At 58.8% G+C, this 17,508-nt stretch carries 15 protein-coding genes; 1 reads left to right on the top strand and 14 read right to left on the bottom strand.

Annotated elements, in window-relative coordinates:
- Positions 1-3: 3 nt before the first annotated feature.
- From J9788_RS15005 to J9788_RS14990, 4 genes are all read right to left on the bottom strand, one after another.
- Positions 4-792, bottom strand: coding sequence for an alpha/beta hydrolase (locus J9788_RS15005; RefSeq protein WP_182265168.1), 789 nt, complete (start codon positions 790-792; stop codon positions 4-6).
- Positions 793-1,360: 568 nt separating this feature from the next.
- Positions 1,361-2,500, bottom strand: a complete 1,140-nt coding sequence (locus J9788_RS15000; RefSeq protein WP_016929316.1) for an ABC transporter permease — start codon at positions 2,498-2,500, stop codon at positions 1,361-1,363.
- On the bottom strand, positions 2,497-3,651 hold the full coding sequence (locus tag J9788_RS14995; protein WP_028127576.1) for an ABC transporter permease: 1,155 nt from the start codon (positions 3,649-3,651) through the stop codon (positions 2,497-2,499). The genes J9788_RS15000 and J9788_RS14995 overlap by 4 nt, the downstream gene beginning before the upstream one ends.
- Positions 3,633-4,604 carry an HlyD family secretion protein gene (locus tag J9788_RS14990; protein ID WP_033638900.1) on the bottom strand — a complete coding sequence of 324 codons (972 nt, stop codon included), beginning with the start codon at positions 4,602-4,604 and terminating at the stop codon, positions 3,633-3,635. Before J9788_RS14990 ends, J9788_RS14995 begins: the two co-directional genes overlap by 19 nt.
- Positions 4,605-4,835: 231 nt before the next feature.
- On the opposite strand from J9788_RS14990, the gene J9788_RS14985 reads away from it, so the two are divergent.
- On the top strand, positions 4,836-5,849 hold the full coding sequence (locus J9788_RS14985; protein ID WP_182265167.1) for a luciferase-like monooxygenase: 1,014 nt from the start codon (positions 4,836-4,838) through the stop codon (positions 5,847-5,849).
- 35 nt (positions 5,850-5,884) lie between these two features.
- Here J9788_RS14985 and yedF read toward each other — a convergent pair whose 3' ends face one another.
- The 10 genes from yedF to infB all read right to left on the bottom strand — a co-directional run bounded on the left by yedF (position 5,885) and on the right by infB (position 17,486).
- The gene (gene yedF / locus J9788_RS14980) at positions 5,885-6,124 is read right to left on the bottom strand and encodes a sulfurtransferase-like selenium metabolism protein YedF (RefSeq protein ID WP_033641662.1); all 240 of its coding nucleotides are present in this window, start codon (positions 6,122-6,124) and stop codon (positions 5,885-5,887) included.
- Positions 6,121-7,335, bottom strand: a complete 1,215-nt coding sequence (gene yedE, locus J9788_RS14975; protein ID WP_046897983.1) for a selenium metabolism membrane protein YedE/FdhT — start codon at positions 7,333-7,335, stop codon at positions 6,121-6,123. Before yedE ends, yedF begins: the two co-directional genes overlap by 4 nt.
- 145 nt (positions 7,336-7,480) lie before the next feature.
- Entirely contained in the window at positions 7,481-9,403 is a 1,923-nt protein-coding gene (locus J9788_RS14970) for a DEAD/DEAH family ATP-dependent RNA helicase (RefSeq protein ID WP_033641661.1), read from the bottom strand.
- The gene (gene yrbN, locus J9788_RS25265) at positions 9,393-9,467 is read right to left on the bottom strand and encodes a protein YrbN (RefSeq protein WP_223182019.1); all 75 of its coding nucleotides are present in this window, start codon (positions 9,465-9,467) and stop codon (positions 9,393-9,395) included. The genes J9788_RS14970 and yrbN overlap by 11 nt, the downstream gene beginning before the upstream one ends.
- 122 nt (positions 9,468-9,589) lie before the next feature.
- Positions 9,590-10,474, bottom strand: a complete 885-nt coding sequence (nlpI, locus tag J9788_RS14960) for a lipoprotein NlpI (RefSeq protein ID WP_004933495.1) — start codon at positions 10,472-10,474, stop codon at positions 9,590-9,592.
- Between the two features lie 128 nt (positions 10,475-10,602).
- Positions 10,603-12,720, bottom strand: coding sequence for a polyribonucleotide nucleotidyltransferase (gene pnp, locus J9788_RS14955; RefSeq protein ID WP_182265166.1), 2,118 nt, complete (start codon positions 12,718-12,720; stop codon positions 10,603-10,605).
- Between the two features lie 256 nt (positions 12,721-12,976).
- A complete protein-coding gene (gene rpsO / locus J9788_RS14950) occupies positions 12,977-13,246 on the bottom strand; it encodes a 30S ribosomal protein S15 (RefSeq protein WP_004933502.1) in 270 nt (89 codons plus the stop codon).
- Between the two features lie 124 nt (positions 13,247-13,370).
- Positions 13,371-14,315, bottom strand: coding sequence for a tRNA pseudouridine(55) synthase TruB (gene truB, locus J9788_RS14945; protein ID WP_182265165.1), 945 nt, complete (start codon positions 14,313-14,315; stop codon positions 13,371-13,373).
- The gene (rbfA, locus tag J9788_RS14940; protein ID WP_004933508.1) at positions 14,315-14,725 is read right to left on the bottom strand and encodes a 30S ribosome-binding factor RbfA; all 411 of its coding nucleotides are present in this window, start codon (positions 14,723-14,725) and stop codon (positions 14,315-14,317) included. The genes truB and rbfA overlap by 1 nt, the downstream gene beginning before the upstream one ends.
- A gap of 70 nt (positions 14,726-14,795) precedes the next feature.
- The gene (gene infB / locus J9788_RS14935) at positions 14,796-17,486 is read right to left on the bottom strand and encodes a translation initiation factor IF-2 (RefSeq protein WP_182265164.1); all 2,691 of its coding nucleotides are present in this window, start codon (positions 17,484-17,486) and stop codon (positions 14,796-14,798) included.
- Positions 17,487-17,508 lie beyond the last annotated feature (22 nt).

Here is a 17,508-nt window from a genome sequence, read left to right as displayed (position 1 = left end):
CTGTCACAGCCCGGTTGGCAGTGGTTTTTGGCTCGCAACGAAATTCGCTATGCGTGCATAATCTTTTGCCACCGCCGGATGTTTGCGCCCGGGAAGAAACTCGAAGCTGCAGCGCTCGCCGTCTTTCACTAACTGCGACGCCAGATTCCTGACATTCAACCTTGGGTTATCCTCTATGCGCTGGAAGATCTCTTTCTCAAGATCGGTACTGTCTGGCTCTGCCCGCTCCTCGCGGCTGCCTAATAGCAGCGACAACCAATCAATACCGTTGGCGAGCCTGACGTCGCCTTCGGGCAGCACCGCGCCATTCGCCCACCAGAGCGAAGGGCTGGCGGCAACATAACGCTGAAAAGCCGTATGATGATTAAATGCCACATACAGGGTGAAATGTCCGCCAAACGAATGTCCCGCCAGCGTTTGCATTTGCTTATTGACCTTAAAACGACATTCGACCCACGGTTTGACGACATCCTGAATAAATCGATAAAATTGCTCCGCTCCGCCCCCGTCTTTAAAGCGCTCGCTGCCATCGCTCACCGTATAGTCAAATGTGCGAGCCGCCTTAATATCTATCCCCTCCTGATAACCGATGCCAATATAAAGCACAGGGGATACATCATCACCGTGACAACCCGCCTTAATGAGGGTCTCAAAGTGTCTGTTGGCATCTAAAAAATACAACGGATTTAATTCGTTGCACCCAACATGCCGTTTATCGCATGCCAGGAAGACCTTATATTTTTGTCCATGATATTCAAACAGAACCGTTTGAACGCTTAATTTACCCGTCATACATCATGCTCCTTCATATTTACTACATAACGGTACCTATCTGAAACATCCCGTTTACAGACCAATCTCATGACCATGCGCGATCAATCCATTTAATTATCCTGCAATTAATGATTTCCGCACGCTAAGATCGTAAATCCCGAGGAGTTCATCACACACAAAAACAATTAAGAAAACCTAATCATTTCGGGCGAAATAGAAATATAACAATTAAAATTGGATAAGCAATGTTATATCCCGGCAAATATCACTTTTGGCTAAATAGTCGAATGGTTATTTTTTAGGGATGATAAGTTTGAAAGAATTAGGAATAGCCTTATCAAAAAGAGCACATAACACTGCAACACAAACAGGCGTGATTGAAGGTGTGCGTGATTGTGGCGGGCCAGACCGAATATCAAGAAGGGGTTGCTGCGTGCCGTTAGCGAGTAGAGTTTATGCGCGGCCGAAACCAGATTGCCGGGTTGTGGTCGCTTTGCGTTATCCCCGCCGGCCGCAGGGATAACGCAATAACCCATTGGATTAATTATCTTTTGACGTCACCGGGAAAGGCATCAATGCCTCCCCCTTACGCCCGCCGCTTCCTGAACATCCCGCGCAGCGCCACGCTGTTGCGCAAGAAGGCCACGCCGAAGCCCAGCAGGGTGTAGACCACGCCGAGTATCAGCATCATCACCACGTCGCCCCACACTTCATTCAGCGACAGCCCCATCTGGTTGACGCCGGCGATCGCCTTGGTGCCCCAGGTGGAGGGAATGCTGTACGAGATGGCGCGCACCCAGGCCGGCATCGACTGCAGCGGCCAGATGGTGCCGGACAGGTAGAAGACCGGCGTAGTGATGAACGCCAGCGTCAGGTAGATCATCTCGACGCTGCGCAGGCACTCGGTCACCAGCTTGCCCAGCCCCAATACCGCCAGCAGGAACGGGAAGGTCAGCAGCAGCAGTTCGGCGATGTTCGCCGTCTGCCGATAACCCAATACCCACGGCCACAGCACGAACAGCACGATCGACAGGAACAGCCAGATCGGCAGCAGCGCCGTCAGCCCGCCGAGGTGCGCCGCCAGCGGCGCTTTGCCGCCGGGCATGCTCTTCATGGCGATATTGACGCGGATACAGGCGATCAGCAGCGAGTGCTGCAACAGCATCACCAGCAGGCCGGGGAAGATGATCGCCGCAAAGCTGATGCCGGGGTTGAACACGTCCAGCGTTTGTCCCAGTATCGGCGTCAGCAGTATCTGCGCCTGCCGTTCGCTGAAGCCGCTGCGCAGCAGCAGCCCGTTGTTGTACTCCGTCAGCAGTTGCTGATAGGCCGCCACCACGTCTTGTTGGATCTGGCCGTTGGCCAGGCGGTTGGTGGCGTCGCCGTAGACCGGCACCACGATGTTCTGCCCGCTGAGGATCTTCTTCTCCAGATCCACCGGCATGATGATCACCGCAAACAGCTTGCGCCAGCTGAGATCGCGCTGCGCCTGTTCCAGGCTGTCGTAGGTTTCAATCGCTATCTTGGAGGTGGCGTCCAGCTGGCGGATCAGCTGCCGGCTGGCGGTGCTGTGATCCTGATCGACCACCCCCACCGGCAGATCCCAGACCGTGCGGTTGGCATACACCAGGCTCATGATGCACAGCGACAGGATCAGCATCAGCCACACCGGCCGCTCCAGCATGCCAAGCAACACTTTAACGAAGGTTTGCCAATAGAGCTTCATCCGGCGTTCCCCTCTTTTGCCAGCCGCGCCGGCAGGCGATTGCGCACCAGCAGCGCGGCCACCAGCGGATAGACCGCCAGCAGCGCGCACACGCTGAAGATGGCGCTGGCGTGCACCTGGCGCAGGAACACGTCAAACATCGCGTACAGCGCGTGGGTCAGCGGTTCGATGTTGGAAATGATGCGCGCCGGCAGCGGCATCGACAGCTCAGGCACCGCCATGCCAGAGAAGGTCATCGCGATACTGACCAAAATACCGATCAGGCTGTACGCGGTGATGGTGCTGCCAGTAAAGGTGTACAGCAGCAGGCCGATGCTCTGCGCCGCCATCACGTAGAACAGGCCGATCATCAGCATAAACAGGGGATTGCCGCTGACGCGGGCGTCAAAGATGCCCACCAGCGCCGCGATCTCGACCATCAGCAGGGTGGTGAAACACAGCGTGTACGGCGCCAGCTTGCCGAGCAGCGCCAGGCTGAACGGCTTGGCCTGCAGCAGCGACTTGCTGCGCGCCAGCACGTAGATCATGCAGGTCACCGCGAACAGCTGCAGCAGATGGATGGTGGCGGCGAACTGCTGGTAATAGATATAGCTGCCGCTGGCGTTGAACAGGCTGCCGTAGGAGAGCGTCACGTCCGCCAACGGCGGCAGCGTCTTGCCCATCTCGGTGGCGATGATGCTGCGGGTGCTGGCGTTGATTTCGTTCATCAGGCCGCCAAAGTCCTGGGTGGAGTACAGCCCGGCGCCGTAGAACAACGCATTGTAGTACATCACCACGCTCGGCTGTTTGCCCGACAGCGCGTTGGCCTCAAGATCCGGCGGGATATACAGCAACGCGTAATCCTGCGCGCTGCGCAGGCGGCTCAGCGACTCCGGCAACCCGCCGCCGTAAGCCTCGACGTGGGCGTGCGAACCGGCGTCCAGCCGCCGCGTCAGCGATTTGGACAGCGGGCTGTGATCGCTGTCCACCACCGAGACCGGCAGATCGAGCAGCGTGCCTTCGGAGAAGTTGCTGCTGATCAGCGCAAACAGGATCAGCGGAAAGATCCAGCTCAGCCAGTGCACCACCGGGCTGCGAAAGGCGACGCGACACTCTTTGTCGAACGCGTGACTGAAGCAGCGCCAGCCGGCCCTTACTCTTTCCATTGCCATAAGGTGCTCATCCCCGGACGCAGGCCGTCCACCGGCTGTGACGGATACAGGCGCACTTCGAAGGTTTTCAGGTCGAAGTCGCCGGTGGCGCGGGTGGCGCGTTTGGTGGCGTAATCCCCCAGCGGCGCGATGTAACGCACCTCGGTGTCGATCATTTTGTCCTTCAGCGCCGGCACCCGCAGCTTGACCTTGTCGCCTTTGCGCACGTGGGCCAGGATGTCTTCACGCAGGTTAAACACGAAGTAGGCGTCCGGCACCCGGATCAACGTCACCAGCGGGCTGCCGGCGTTCAGCAATTCGCCCACTTCGGCCGGGATCGGCCCCACTTCGCCGTCTACCGGCGCTTTTACCTGCAGATCGTCACTCTGCGCCTGGATCTGCAGCAGGTTCTCTTCCGCCGCCCGCAGCGCCGCCGCATATTGCTGCCGCTGCTCGACGCGATCGCCGTTGATGCCTTCATCCAGATTGGCCTTGGCGGCCTGCACCTGTTGGAAGGCGGTGTCGCGCGACCGGCGCGAAGCGTCCAGTTCGGACTTCGAGATATAGCCCTTGCCGGCCACGCTCAGGTTACGGTTGTAGTCGTTTTGCGCATTGCGGTACTGCGCCTCGGCCTGCGCCAGGTTGGCGCGCAGGTTGCGGATGCTCTCTTCACGGGTGCCGTGCAGCGACAGCTCAAGCTGCGCCTTGGCCTCGTCGCGCGTCGCCTGTGCGGAACGCAGCTGCGCCATCAGTTCGGGGCTATCAAGTTGAATGATCAGTTGGCCGCTTTTCACGTCGTCGCCGCGTTCAATCAGGCGTTCAACGACCCGACCTTTCGCCTTGGATGCAACGATCACTTCGGGGGCATCCACTTCACCCTGCAGCAACAGATCCTGATTGTGCGCGCGGAACAGGATCGCCAATGCGATCGCCGCCAACATCAGCAACAGGGTAAACAGCGTCTTTTTTTTCATTATGTCAGCTCCCGGAACGGTAAGCGGCGGGCGGGGATAATCATTTCCATGTCTCAAATTGCTCCAAAAAACACCATTGCACTCATGAGGATATCACAAGCACATATCTCCTCTTTTATAACTATAAATTGGATTATGCTTTTAACACTAAAAAGCATCTTTTTTCGGCCTTTTAGTATGCAGAATCCTGCAATCGCCCTTTAAGCGATCCACTCTCTGATGGACGATGTCATGACTGAACACACTGCCGTACCGCTTTCGGTACTGGATTTATCGCCAATCCCGCAAGGGGCCAAGGCGCGCGATGCTTTCCACTGTTCGCTGGATTTGGCGCAGCACGCCGAACGCTGGGGCTACCAGCGCTACTGGCTGGCCGAACACCACAACATGACCGGCATCGGCAGCGCCGCCACCTCGGTGCTGCTGGGCTATCTGGCCGCCGGCACCCAGAGCATTCGCCTCGGCTCCGGCGGCGTGATGCTGCCGAACCATGCGCCGCTGGTGATCGCCGAGCAGTTCGGCACGCTGGAGTCGCTCTACCCCGGCCGCATCGATTTGGGATTGGGCCGCGCGCCCGGCACCGATCAGCGCACCATGATGGCGCTGCGCCGCCACCTGTCCGGCGACGTGGATACCTTCCCGCGCGACGTGCAGGAACTGCAAAACTACTTCTGCGATGCGCAGCCCGGCCAGCCGGTGCAGGCGGTGCCGGGCCAGGGGCTGCATGTGCCGCTCTGGCTGCTCGGTTCCAGCGTCTACAGCGCACAGCTGGCGGCGCAGCTCGGCCTGCCGTTCGCCTTCGCTTCGCACTTCGCCCCGGATATGCTGTTCCAGGCGCTGCAGCTGTACCGCGAGAACTTCAAACCGTCCAAACAGCTGGCGCAGCCGCACGCCATGGTCTGCGTCAACGTGATCGCCGCCGACAGCGACCGCGATGCGCGCTTCCTGTTCAGCTCGATGCAGCAGCAGTTCATCAATCTGCGCCGCGGTTCGCCCGGCCCGCTGCCGCCGCCGGTGGATAACATTCACGCGTTGTGGACCGCCGGCGAGCAATACGGCGTCGAGCAGGCGCTGCGGATGTCGATCGTCGGCGATGAAAAAACGGTGCGCCACGGGCTGCAAACGCTGCTGCGTGAAACCGATGCCGACGAGATCATGGTCAACGGCCAGATTTTCGATCATCAGGCGCGGCTGCGTTCGTTCGAGATCGTCGCCAGCGTGAAGGGCGACATCGTGAAGGGCTAAAAAGCGAAAAGGCGGTGGGAACCACCGCCTTGGCGTTAACGCTGGATCAGATAGCGGATGGTCGGCCCGTCCTGCTGGATATCCAGCACCTTGTAGCCGTGGTTGCGCGCATCGAGCGGGATGTTGTTGATCGACTGCGGGCAATCGCTGATCACCTCCAGGATTTCCCCCGGCTTCAGCTGCGGCATCGCCTCCAGCGTCGCCACCGCCGGGTACGGGCAAGGCTCGCCCAGCATGTCCAGCCGGTAGTCCGGCACTATCGTCGTCGCTTTCATGGCATGCTCCTCAAATTCACCACCTGCGCCTCAGGCCGGGCGCGGAAAAAGCGTTTCTCCCACCACAGCATGGCGGCGAAGGCCAGCGCCAGCAGCAGGTAAGTCACCAGCAGGCCGCCGATCGGGCCGAAGGTATCGAGCAGGTTGATCTTGTCGTAGTCAGTCGCCAACGCCGGCGCCAGGTCGTCCCAGTAATAGGCCAGCAGCGTGGCGCCGATGATGTTGCCCAGCCCCACCCACCAGTAGTGCACCTGCCCTTCCACGGCGCGGTACATCCAGCCGGTCTCGCAGCCGCCGGCCAGCACGATGCCGAAGCCGAACAGCAAACCGCCCAGCACCGCATTCGGGCCGGCCCACATGATCTTCGGCGCCACGCCGAGCTGCACGTAGCTGAAGATGCCGATGGCGCTCACCGCCATGCCGATGATGATGGCTTTCGCCATATGGGTGCGGCCGGTGATCCACAGATCGCGGAACGCCGAGGTGAAGCAGATCTGCGCGCGTTCGATCAGCAAACCGAAACCGATGCCGAACAGCATGGCGATGCCGAGCTTCGGCGCATCGAACAGTGTCCACAGCGACCAGGCCACCGCCAGGCCGAAGACGGCCATGCCCAGCCGGAAGCGGCGGCGCGCCTGCTCAGGCTTCTGCGTCAGCGGCGCGGCGGCCTTCACCTTTTGCAATTTGACCGGGATGCGGAACATCGGCAGCAGCGTGAATTTGGCGCCGAAGTAAGAGCCGGCGGCGGTCGCCAGCGCGAAAAACCAGGCGTGCAACGAGAACTGAGGGATGCCGGTGAAGAATGCCGCCAGGTTGCACCCCATCGCCAGCCGCGCGCCGAAACCGGCGATGATGCCGCCCAGCAGCGCCTGCACGATGCGAATGCGGTGCTGCGGTTGACGCAGCTTGATGTTGTTGGCCCACAACGCGGCGGCGATGCAGCCGGCGAACATGCCGATGATCATGCGCCCGTCGATGCGCTCCAGCGGCGTGCCATGCAAACCGATCACCTTGAAATAGCCCCACTGCTCAGGGTGCAGACCGAACCACTGCAGCACATGCCCGCCCCAGCGCGTGAATTCGCCGGTCACCGCCCAGAAGGTGCCGGTCATGCCGAAGTAGTAGGTAGAGAGGATCCCGGCGGCGATCACCGCCGGCAGCGGCGCCCAAAAGCGCACCAGGTATTGAGATTTGAACTGCTGCCAACTCATGGCATCTCCCGTGCATATCATCCGTAAGAAAAAACCTTATGAATGATACGCCATTCAGGGGCGTTTGACGGCAATTTTCAGGCATAAAAAAACCAGCCCGCAGGCTGGTTTTTCAGAGCGCTCACCGCGAACGGTGAATCAGCGATTACGCGTCGCCGAAACGACGACGTGGTGCCGCCGGAGCGCCGTCATCACGGCGTGGCGCCGGCTTGCCGTCACGGTTGTAGTTACCGCCACGACGCTCGCCGCCGTTACCGCCTTCACGACGTTCGCCGAAGGAACGACGTGGGCCGCCTTCGCGACGTTCGCCGTTGAACGGACGACCGTTGCCGCGACGCTCGCCACCGTTGCCACCGTCACGACGCTCGCGACGTTCGAACGGCTGTGCATCGCCCAGCAGCTGCATGTTCATCGGCTTGTTCAGGATGCGAGTGCGAGTGAAGTGATTCAGGATCTCGCCCGGCATGCCTTTTGGCAGCTCGATGGTGGAGTGGGAAGCGAACAGCTTGATGTTACCGATGTAACGGCTGCTGATGTCGCCTTCGTTAGCGATGGCGCCAACGATGTGACGAACTTCAACGCCATCGTCACGGCCCACTTCGATGCGGTACAGCTGCATTTCGCCAACGTCACGACGTTCGCGACGCGGACGATCGCCGTCACGGCTGTCGCGGCTGTCACGACGGTCGCCGCGGCGATCGTCACGGTCGTTGAACTCACGACGCTGACGCGGCTTGAAGACTGGATCCGGCGGCAGGATCAGCGGACGCTCGCCCTGAGCCATTTTCAGCAGCGCTGCGGCCAGGGTTTCCATATCCAGCTCTTCTTCCGGCTGCAGTTTGGTCAGCAGTGCGCGGTACAGATCCAGATCGCTGCTTTCCAGCTGCTGCTGAACTTTCGCGGCGAACTTGGCCAGACGACGCTCGCCCAGCAGTTCTGCGTTCGGCAGCTCCACTTCCGGGATAGTCAGCTTCATGGTGCGTTCGATGTTGCGCAGCAGGCGGCGTTCGCGGTTTTCCACGAACAGCAGCGCGCGGCCGGCGCGGCCCGCACGACCGGTACGGCCGATACGGTGAACGTAAGACTCGGAGTCCATCGGAATGTCGTAGTTGACAACCAGGCTGATGCGCTCAACGTCCAGGCCACGGGCCGCAACGTCGGTGGCGATCAGGATATCCAGACGACCGTCTTTCAAGCGCTCCAGGGTCTGCTCACGCAGCGCCTGGTTCATGTCGCCGTTCAGCGCGGCGCTGCTGTAACCGCTGCGCTCCAGCGCTTCGGCCACTTCCAGGGTCGCGTTCTTGGTACGAACGAAGATGATCGCCGCGTCAAAGTCTTCGGCTTCCAGGAAACGCACCAGCGCTTCGTTTTTACGCATGCCGTATACCGACCAGTAGCTCTGGCTGATGTCCGGACGGGTAGTCACGCTGGACTGGATGCGCACTTCCTGCGGCTCTTTCATGAAGCGGCGGGTGATGCGACGGATCGCTTCCGGCATGGTGGCGGAGAACAGCGCGGTCTGATGTTCAGCCGGGATCTCAGCCATGATGGTTTCTACGTCTTCGATAAAGCCCATGCGCAGCATTTCGTCGGCTTCATCCAGCACCAGACCGCTCAGGTTGGAGAGGTTCAGGGTGCCGCGCTTCAGGTGATCCAGCAGACGACCTGGGGTACCCACAACGATTTGCGGGCCCTGGCGCAGAGCGCGCAGCTGCACGTCGTAACGCTGGCCGCCGTACAGGGCTACCACGTTAACGCCGTTCATATGTTTGGAGAAATCGGTCATCGCTTCGGCAACCTGAACCGCCAGTTCGCGGGTCGGTGCCAGCACCAGGATCTGAGGTGCTTTCAGGTCTGCCTGCAGGTTGTGCAGCAGCGGCAGCGAGAACGCTGCAGTTTTACCACTACCGGTCTGCGCCATGCCCAGCACGTCGCGGCCGTTCAACAGGTGAGGAATACACTCAGCCTGGATCGGAGATGGTTTTTCATAGCCCAGATCGTTCAGGGCGGAAATGATTGGAGCAGACAGCCCCAGATCGGCAAAAGAGGTTTCAAACTCAGTCGTCATGTACACGTGCCTCATTAATAATGGCAGCCAGTCTACATAACTCGTCGAGAAAATTTTCAGTCATTTTCATTGAAAAGTGTGAACCGGCTCAAATTAGATTATAAAACGAACAAAAAAGCCCTCGCCCGTGAAGGCGATAACTTTGGTTAAAAACCAATGTCCATCAGGCTGATAGGTGTTCGTCAGCTATTGCTGGTCCGATTCCGATAGGTCGTCTTGCTCTTGGCCCAAAAGCGCCAATTCCAACAATGCATAGCGGTGCTCAACGAAGTTGTGAACGTTGTTAGACACCGTCAGTTTGAACAGCGCCGAAGCGGTGTCCTTGTCCCCCAGACTCAGGTAGTGTTTACCCAAATAGAAGTCAGTTTCACTGAGATGCTCAGCGAGCGAAGTGTTATCCGTTGCATCTGCCTTGAGGCGTTCCATCAGCGTTTTTTCGCTGATCTTGCCCAGGTAGAATTCGACAATATTCCATCCCCATTGCCCTCTGTCCGCTTTGTCATAGCGCTGCTGAAGCGCTACCTCGGCCTTCTTGGGATCGATTTCTCGCTCCACCAGATACAGCCATAACGAACGGAAGGGATCGTTTGGGTCGTCTTGATAAAACGCCTGCAGATCATCCTGCGCCAACGGGAAGCGGCCGCCATAGTACAGTGCGATGCCCCGGTTTAAACGCGCGTAATTGTAAGTTGGATCAAGCTCTAGTACAGAATCAAACGCTTCATAGGCAGCATCAAAATTGCCTGCCTGCGTTAAGTAAATGCCCAGGTAGTTGAAAACTTCCGGCATGTCGGGACGTATCGCCAGCGCCTGCGAGAAATCATTGCGCGCTAACGCACGTAACCCGAGGCTATCATACAGCACACCGCGCTCATATAAAAGCTGTGCGCGTTCGTCATCCGTCAGTGCCCGGCTGGCAAGAATTTGTTCCATGCGCGCCAGGATCACTTCCTGCTGCAACGTTGGCTGCAACGGGATTGCCAAAACTTCGTCTTTACGCCAATCATGGTTGCTGCATCCTGCCAGCATGAGTGCTGTCGCAACGTAACACCAGCGCAAGAAAGGCTTCATTTCCCACTCCCGAAGACAAACATTGGATGAACGTCCTGTCCTCCGTTTGCTAAAACGCGGGCATCCTACCCGCGCGATACGAACAGCTCCCAACCCCGTGGCGGGGAGCTGTAAAACTATCTATACAGTTATTCTGCTTCAGGCGCAGGTGAACCTGCTTCCGGCGCCATCGCTTCTTTGATGCTCAGACGCACGCGGCCCTGACGGTCAACTTCCAGTACCTTAACCGGCACTTCCTGACCCATCTGCAGATAGTCGGTCACTTTCTCAACGCGCTTGTCGGCGATCTGAGAAATGTGCACCAGGCCTTCTTTACCACCGCCGATAGCGACGAATGCGCCGAAATCAACGATACGGGTCACTTTACCCTGGTAGATACGGCCCACTTCGATCTCTGCCGTGATCTCTTCGATGCGACGGATAGCGAATTTCGCTTTCTCACCGTCGGTCGCAGCGATTTTAACTGTACCATCATCTTCAATTTCGATGGTAGTGCCAGTCTCTTCGGTCAGCGCGCGGATAACGGAACCGCCCTTACCGATCACGTCTTTGATTTTATCCGGGTTGATGCGGATAGTATGAATACGCGGTGCGAATTCGGAGATATCGCCGCGCGGGGTGCTGATAGCCTGTTCCATTACGCCCAGGATGTGCAGACGCGCGCCCTTGGCCTGGTTCAGAGCCACCTGCATGATTTCGCGGGTGATGCCTTCGATTTTGATGTCCATCTGCAGCGCGGTGATACCGTCGCGGCTACCGGCCACTTTGAAGTCCATGTCGCCCAGGTGATCTTCGTCACCCAGAATGTCGGACAGAACCACGTAGTTGTCGGCTTCTTTCACCAGGCCCATCGCGATACCCGCAACGGCAGCCTTGATTGGCACGCCGGCGTCCATCAGCGCCAGAGACGCGCCGCACACGGAAGCCATGGAAGAAGAACCGTTGGATTCGGTGATTTCAGACACCACGCGAACGGTATACGGGAAATCTTCCGGTTTAGGCATCATAGCCAATACGCCGCGTTTCGCCAGGCGACCGTGACCGATTTCACGACGCTTAGGAGAACCGACCATGCCGGTTTCGCCTACGGAGTACGGAGGGAAGTTGTAGTGGAACAGGAAGCTGTCGGTCTTCTCGCCCATCAGCTCGTCCAGGTTCTGTGCGTCCCGCGCGGTGCCCAGGGTCGCGGTAACCAGCGCCTGAGTTTCGCCACGGGTGAACAGCGCGGAACCGTGGGTGCGCGGCAGTACGCCGGTGCGCACGTCCAGGCCACGGATCATGTCTTTTTCACGGCCGTCGATACGCGGCTCGCCACGCAGTACGCGGCTGCGCACCACGTTCTTCTCGACGGTGCCCAAGATGTCCTGGATTTCGCCGGCGTCCAGCGTTTCGTCCTGCGCCAGCAGGGCTTCAACCACGCTGTCTTTGATTGCGTCAACCTGAGCGTAACGCTCTTGTTTTTCGGTAATGTGGTAAGCGTCGCCCAGGCGAGCTTCGGCCAGTTCAGCCACGCGCGCGTGCAGCGCTTCGTTGACCGCAGGCGCCTGCCAATCCCACTTCGGTTTGCCGGCTTCGGCAACCAGCGCGTTGATGTTCTCGATAACCACTTGCTGCTGGTCGTGGCCGAACACCACGGCGCCCAGCATCTGATCTTCGCTCAGCACGTCCGCTTCGGATTCAACCATCAGCACCGCACCGGCAGTACCGGCAACCACCAGGTCCAGACGGCTTTCTTTCAGCTCGTCGGTCGTCGGGTTCAGCACGTACTGATCGTTGATGTAACCAACGCGCGCGGCGCCGATTGGGCCGTTGAACGGAATACCGGACAGGCTCAGGGCGGCAGAGGCACCGATCATCGCAACGATGTCCGGGTTCACCTGCGGGTTAACGGAAACCACGGTCGCGATCACCTGAACTTCGTTCAGGAAGTTGTCCGGGAACAGTGGACGGATCGGACGGTCAATCAGACGGGAAGTCAGGGTCTCGCCTTCGCTCGGACGGCCTTCGCGACGGAAGAAGCTGCCCGGGATGCGGCCGGCGGCGTAGGTACGCTCTTGGTAGTTCACCGTCAACGGGAAGAAGCTCTGGCCCGGCTTGGCTTTTTTCTGGCCAACGACGGTAACGAATACGGCGGTGTCATCCATGCTCACCATAACGGCGGCGGTGGCCTGACGCGCCATCATACCGGTTTCGATAGTGACGGTATGCTGGCCATACTGGAATTTGCGAATGATCGGTGTCAGCAAAATTATATCCTTGATTAACGGCGCGCAATCGCATTGACGACTCGACACGCCTGTGACTCGATTTGCCTTCTCACTACATCCTCGCGACTAATGACAATCCTTATCTCAGGCGGGAGATAAAGCCTCTCATTAGCCGCGCGAACCTCTGTAACGGAAGAACCTGTTTGGAAACATCAGTAATACATTAACCTGATTTGCTTATGCTTCCTAGAAGAAAGGGGCCAAAATAGGCCCCTTTCCACTGAAACTTGCTAGATTAGCGACGCAGACCCAGACGCTCGATCAGGCTGGTGTAACGTGCTACATCTTTACGCTTCAGGTAGTCCAGCAGCTTACGACGCTGAGAAACCATACGCAGCAGACCACGACGGCTGTGGTGATCTTTTTTGTGCTCGGAGAAGTGGCCTTGCAGATGGTTGATCTGCGCAGTCAGCAGGGCAACCTGAACTTCGGTAGAACCGCTGTCGTTAGTACCACGACCGAAATCAGCTACGATTTGAGCTTTAGCTTCAACACTTAGAGACATTGTAATACTCCAGATTATAGATAATAAAAACAGGCGCCGATCTCTAATTCAGCAACCCAATGCATAAGCTGCGCCATTCTACTCTTAGCGCAGTGCGATCGCAAGGCGACGCAGTGCCCCGCCGTCAGTCGAAATGCTCGACCACCAGGCGGCGCGGCGCCACGCGACCATCCTCGGCGATGTCGCCAACGCCGATGAATTTCCGCTCTTCACCCTCGGTGATACGCACCATGCCGGAGGCCGGCGCGCCGGCCACCTGCACCGGTTGCCCCTGCTTGACGTAACCCGCCACCACCGGCAGCAAATTCACTTCCGGATAGTTCTCAACCGGGCTGTCCATCGGCATCAGCAGCGGATCGAGCAGCTCGCCGGGGGCAATCGCTTGTTCCTGCGCCTGCGCCACCAAGGCGTTCAGCTGTTCCAGCGTCACCATGCGCGCGATCGGGTAAGTCGCCACCTGCAGGCGACGCAGATAGATCACGTGCGCGCCGCAGCCCAGCAGCTCGCCGAGATCGTCGGTGATGGTGCGGATGTAGGTGCCTTTCGAGCAGTGGATCTCCAGTTCCAGCTCATCCCCTTCCCAGCGGATAAACTGCAGCTCGTACACCGTGATGCTGCGCGCTTCGCGCGGCACTTCAATCCCCTGGCGCGCATACTCGTAGAGTTTCTTGCCCTGGTACTTCAGCGCCGAATACATCGACGGCACCTGCTGGATGTCGCCGCGGAAGGTGTCCAGCGCCGCGTCGAGCTGCGTCTGGGTGAAGTTCACCGGGCGCTCCTGCACGATCTGACCGTCGGCGTCGGAGGTATCGGTACGCTGCCCCAGCTTGGCGATCACCCGATAGCGCTTGTCGGAATCGAGCAGGTATTGCGAAAACTTGGTCGCTTCGCCCAGGCAGATAGGCAGCATGCCGGTCGCCAACGGATCGAGCGCGCCGGTATGGCCCGCTCGGTTGGCGTTGTACAGACGTTTTACTTTTTGCAGCGCATCGTTGGACGACAACCCCTGTGGCTTGTCCAGCAACAGCACGCCGTGGATGTCACGGCCGCGGCGACGAGGGCGACTCATTAATCCTCCTTGTCATCGCCTGAGGCGGAACGGCGCTCGGCGTCGTTCTTCACCACGTTGGTCACCAGGTTGGACATGCGCATGCCTTCCACCAGGGAGTTGTCGTAGGCGAAGGTCAGCTCCGGCACCACGCGCAGGCGCATCGCTTTGCCCAGCAGGGTGCGGATATAGCCGGAAGCGTCCTGCAACGCTTTGATGCCGTTGGTGACCAGATCCGGATCGTGGTTCTCGGTCAGCACGTTCAGGAAGGTGACGTAAACCTTGGCATACGCCAGGTCGCGGGACACTTCCACGCCGGAAACGGTCGCCATGCCGACGCGCGGATCTTTCACTTCACGCTGCAGAATGATCGCAATCTCTTTCTGCATCTCTTGCGCCACGCGTTGACCGCGGCTGAATTCTTTTGCCATTTTGGATTCTCCAGACAAATCGGGGGGCACAAAGGCCCCCCGTAAACAGATATAAGCAGATGTGCAATCGTTAAGCGATGGTGCGTTGGATCTCAATGACTTCGAACACTTCGATCATGTCGCCGACGCGCACGTCGTTATAGTTCTTAACGCCGATACCACATTCCATGCCGTTACGGACTTCGTTAACGTCATCTTTGAAGCGACGCAGGGATTCCAGCTCGCCTTCATAGATAACCACGTTGTCGCGCAGTACGCGGATTGGGTTATGACGCTTGATGGTTCCTTCGGTCACCATACAGCCGGCGATAGCGCCGAACTTAGGCGATTTGAACACGTCGCGCACTTCGGCCAGGCCGATGATCTGCTGCTTGTATTCCGGCGCCAGCATGCCGCTCATCGCCTGCTTCACTTCGTCGATCAGGTTATAGATCACGGAGTAGTAACGCAGATCCAGGCTTTCCGCTTCGATCACGCGGCGCGCAGAAGCGTCGGCACGCACGTTGAAGCCCAGGATGATGGCGTTGGAAGCCGCAGCCAGCGTCGCGTCGGTTTCGGTGATACCGCCTACGCCGGAGCCGACAATCTTCACCTTCACTTCGTCGGTGGAGAGTTTCAGCAGCGAGTCGCTGATCGCTTCGCAAGAACCCTGAACGTCGGATTTCAGTACGATGTTCAGCTCGGACACTTCGCCGTCGGTCATGTTGGCGAACATGTTTTCCAGCTTGGACTTCTGCTGACGCGCCAGTTTGACTTCGCGGAACTTGCCCTGACGGTACAGCGCCACTTCACGCGCTTTCTTCTCGTCACGCACCACGGTCGCTTCGTCACCCGCTGCAGGCACGCTGGACAGACCCAGGATTTCCACAGGGATAGACGGACCGGCGGAGGTCACTTCACGGCCCAATTCGTCGCGCATCGCACGCACGCGGCCGTATTCGAAGCCGCACAGGACGATGTCGCCCTTGTTCAGCGTACCTTCCTGAACCAGCACGGTGGCAACCGGGCCACGGCCTTTATCCAGGAAGGACTCGATCACTACGCCGCTCGCCATGCCGCTGCGTACCGCTTTCAGTTCCAGAACTTCGGCCTGCAGCAGGATAGCCTGCAGCAGTTCGTCGATACCGGTACCGGCTTTCGCGGACACGTGTACGAACTGTGCTTCGCCGCCCCACTCTTCCGGCATAACGCCGTACTGGGACAGTTCCTGCTTAACGCGGTCCGGATCGGCTTCCGGTTTGTCGATTTTGTTCACCGCAACCACCAATGGCACCTGCGCCGCTTTCGCGTGCTGGATAGCTTCGATGGTTTGTGGCATCACGCCGTCGTCGGCCGCCACCACCAGAACCACGATGTCAGTCGCCTGAGCACCGCGAGCACGCATCGAGGTAAACGCGGCGTGGCCCGGGGTATCCAGGAAGGTGATCATGCCGTTCTCGGTTTCTACGTGGTAGGCACCGATATGCTGGGTAATGCCGCCGGCTTCGCCCGCCGCCACTTTGGTGGAGCGGATGTAGTCCAGCAGAGAGGTTTTACCGTGGTCAACGTGGCCCATGATGGTCACGACCGGCGCGCGCGGCTCGGCCGCAGCGCCCGTATCACGGTCGCTCATCAGCGCTTCTTCCAGCTCGTTTTCACGACGCAGGATAACTTTGTGGCCCATCTCTTCGGCAACCAGCTGTGCGGTTTCCTGGTCGATAACCTGGTTGATGGTGGCCATAGCGCCCAGTTTCATCATCACTTTGATGACCTGAGAACCTTTAACCGCCATCTTGTTGGCCAGCTCGGCCACGGTGATGGTTTCACCGATCACCACGTCGCGGTTAACCACCTGCGCCGGCTTGTTGAAGCCCTGCTGCAGAGCGCTAGGCTTGCGTTTGCCGCCTTTGCCGCCACGGGTAACGGCACGCGCTTCTTCGCGATCCGCTTTGGATTCGGACAGCTTGTTGCCTTTCTTCTGCTTGGTGGCTTTGCCGCCGCGGGTGCGGCTGCGACGATCGCCTTCAACTTTGGCGTCGTTTTCATCTTCAGCGGCACGGGCGTGCTGAGAGGTGGTCACGTGATAGTCGGCGCTTTCAACCGCAGCGCTAGCCGCGTCGGCCTGAGCCCACTTCTCGCCGTTCTCTTCGGCCATGCGACGGGCTTCTTCCGCCACGCGCTTGGCTTCCTCTTCAACCTTGCGGCGCACTTCCTCTTCCGCTTTACGTTTCAGTTCAGCGGCTTCGGCTTCACGGCGTGCTTTTTCCGCCTGAGCTGGCTTGGTCATTTCGTCGGTATGTTGATTGGTCACTTTTTCTTTTTCCGCTGAATTACGCTTAGCAATCTCCGCGGCCTCACGTTTGGCTTGCTCTTCGGCTGCGCGCTTCGCTTCCGCTTCGCGTTTTGCGAGCTCTTCCGCTTCGCGCCGTGCCTGCTCTTCCGCTTCACGCTGTGCCTGCTCTGCCGCTTCAGCCAACTGGGCTTCTTGCGTATCGCGATTTACATAAGTGCGTTTCTTGCGGACCTCAATTTGCACCGATTTACTTTTACCGCCGGTGCTCGGGATATTCAAGGTGCTGCGCGTTTTGCGCTGCAAAGTGAGTTTACCCGGCGCGCTGCCGTGTTCACGGTTCAGGTGCGCCAGTAATGTTTCTTTTTCTTGCTGGGTAACAGAGTCCGACTCGGACTTGTTGATCCCTGCATCAGCAAACTGCTGTACCAGGCGATCAACCGGAGTCTGAATCTCTGCTGCCAGCGATTTTACGGTTACATCTGTCGTCATGCTGTTCCTTCCTGCTACAGTT

The organism is Serratia sp. X10, from assembly GCF_017811775.1.
Taxonomy (GTDB): domain Bacteria; phylum Pseudomonadota; class Gammaproteobacteria; order Enterobacterales; family Enterobacteriaceae; genus Serratia; species Serratia ureilytica.
Note: the sequence above shows the minus strand (reverse complement) of the source record. Positions and strands in the feature narration are given on the sequence as shown.

What these genes read in the sequence shown, in the direction of transcription:
- J9788_RS15005 (WP_182265168.1), bottom strand. Translation starts at nt 792, where the DNA reads ATGACGGGTAAATTAAGCGTTCAAACGGTTCTGTTTGAATATCATGGA.
- J9788_RS15000 (WP_016929316.1), bottom strand. Translation starts at nt 2,500, where the DNA reads ATGAAGCTCTATTGGCAAACCTTCGTTAAAGTGTTGCTTGGCATGCTG.
- J9788_RS14995 (WP_028127576.1), bottom strand. Translation starts at nt 3,651, where the DNA reads ATGGCAATGGAAAGAGTAAGGGCCGGCTGGCGCTGCTTCAGTCACGCG.
- J9788_RS14990 (WP_033638900.1), bottom strand. Translation starts at nt 4,604, where the DNA reads ATGAAAAAAAAGACGCTGTTTACCCTGTTGCTGATGTTGGCGGCGATC.
- J9788_RS14985 (WP_182265167.1), top strand. Translation starts at nt 4,836, where the DNA reads ATGACTGAACACACTGCCGTACCGCTTTCGGTACTGGATTTATCGCCA.
- yedF (WP_033641662.1), bottom strand. Translation starts at nt 6,124, where the DNA reads ATGAAAGCGACGACGATAGTGCCGGACTACCGGCTGGACATGCTGGGC.
- yedE (WP_046897983.1), bottom strand. Translation starts at nt 7,335, where the DNA reads ATGAGTTGGCAGCAGTTCAAATCTCAATACCTGGTGCGCTTTTGGGCG.
- J9788_RS14970 (WP_033641661.1), bottom strand. Translation starts at nt 9,403, where the DNA reads ATGACGACTGAGTTTGAAACCTCTTTTGCCGATCTGGGGCTGTCTGCT.
- nlpI (WP_004933495.1), bottom strand. Translation starts at nt 10,474, where the DNA reads ATGAAGCCTTTCTTGCGCTGGTGTTACGTTGCGACAGCACTCATGCTG.
- rpsO (WP_004933502.1), bottom strand. Translation starts at nt 13,246, where the DNA reads ATGTCTCTAAGTGTTGAAGCTAAAGCTCAAATCGTAGCTGATTTCGGT.
- truB (WP_182265165.1), bottom strand. Translation starts at nt 14,315, where the DNA reads ATGAGTCGCCCTCGTCGCCGCGGCCGTGACATCCACGGCGTGCTGTTG.
- rbfA (WP_004933508.1), bottom strand. Translation starts at nt 14,725, where the DNA reads ATGGCAAAAGAATTCAGCCGCGGTCAACGCGTGGCGCAAGAGATGCAG.
- infB (WP_182265164.1), bottom strand. Translation starts at nt 17,486, where the DNA reads ATGACGACAGATGTAACCGTAAAATCGCTGGCAGCAGAGATTCAGACT.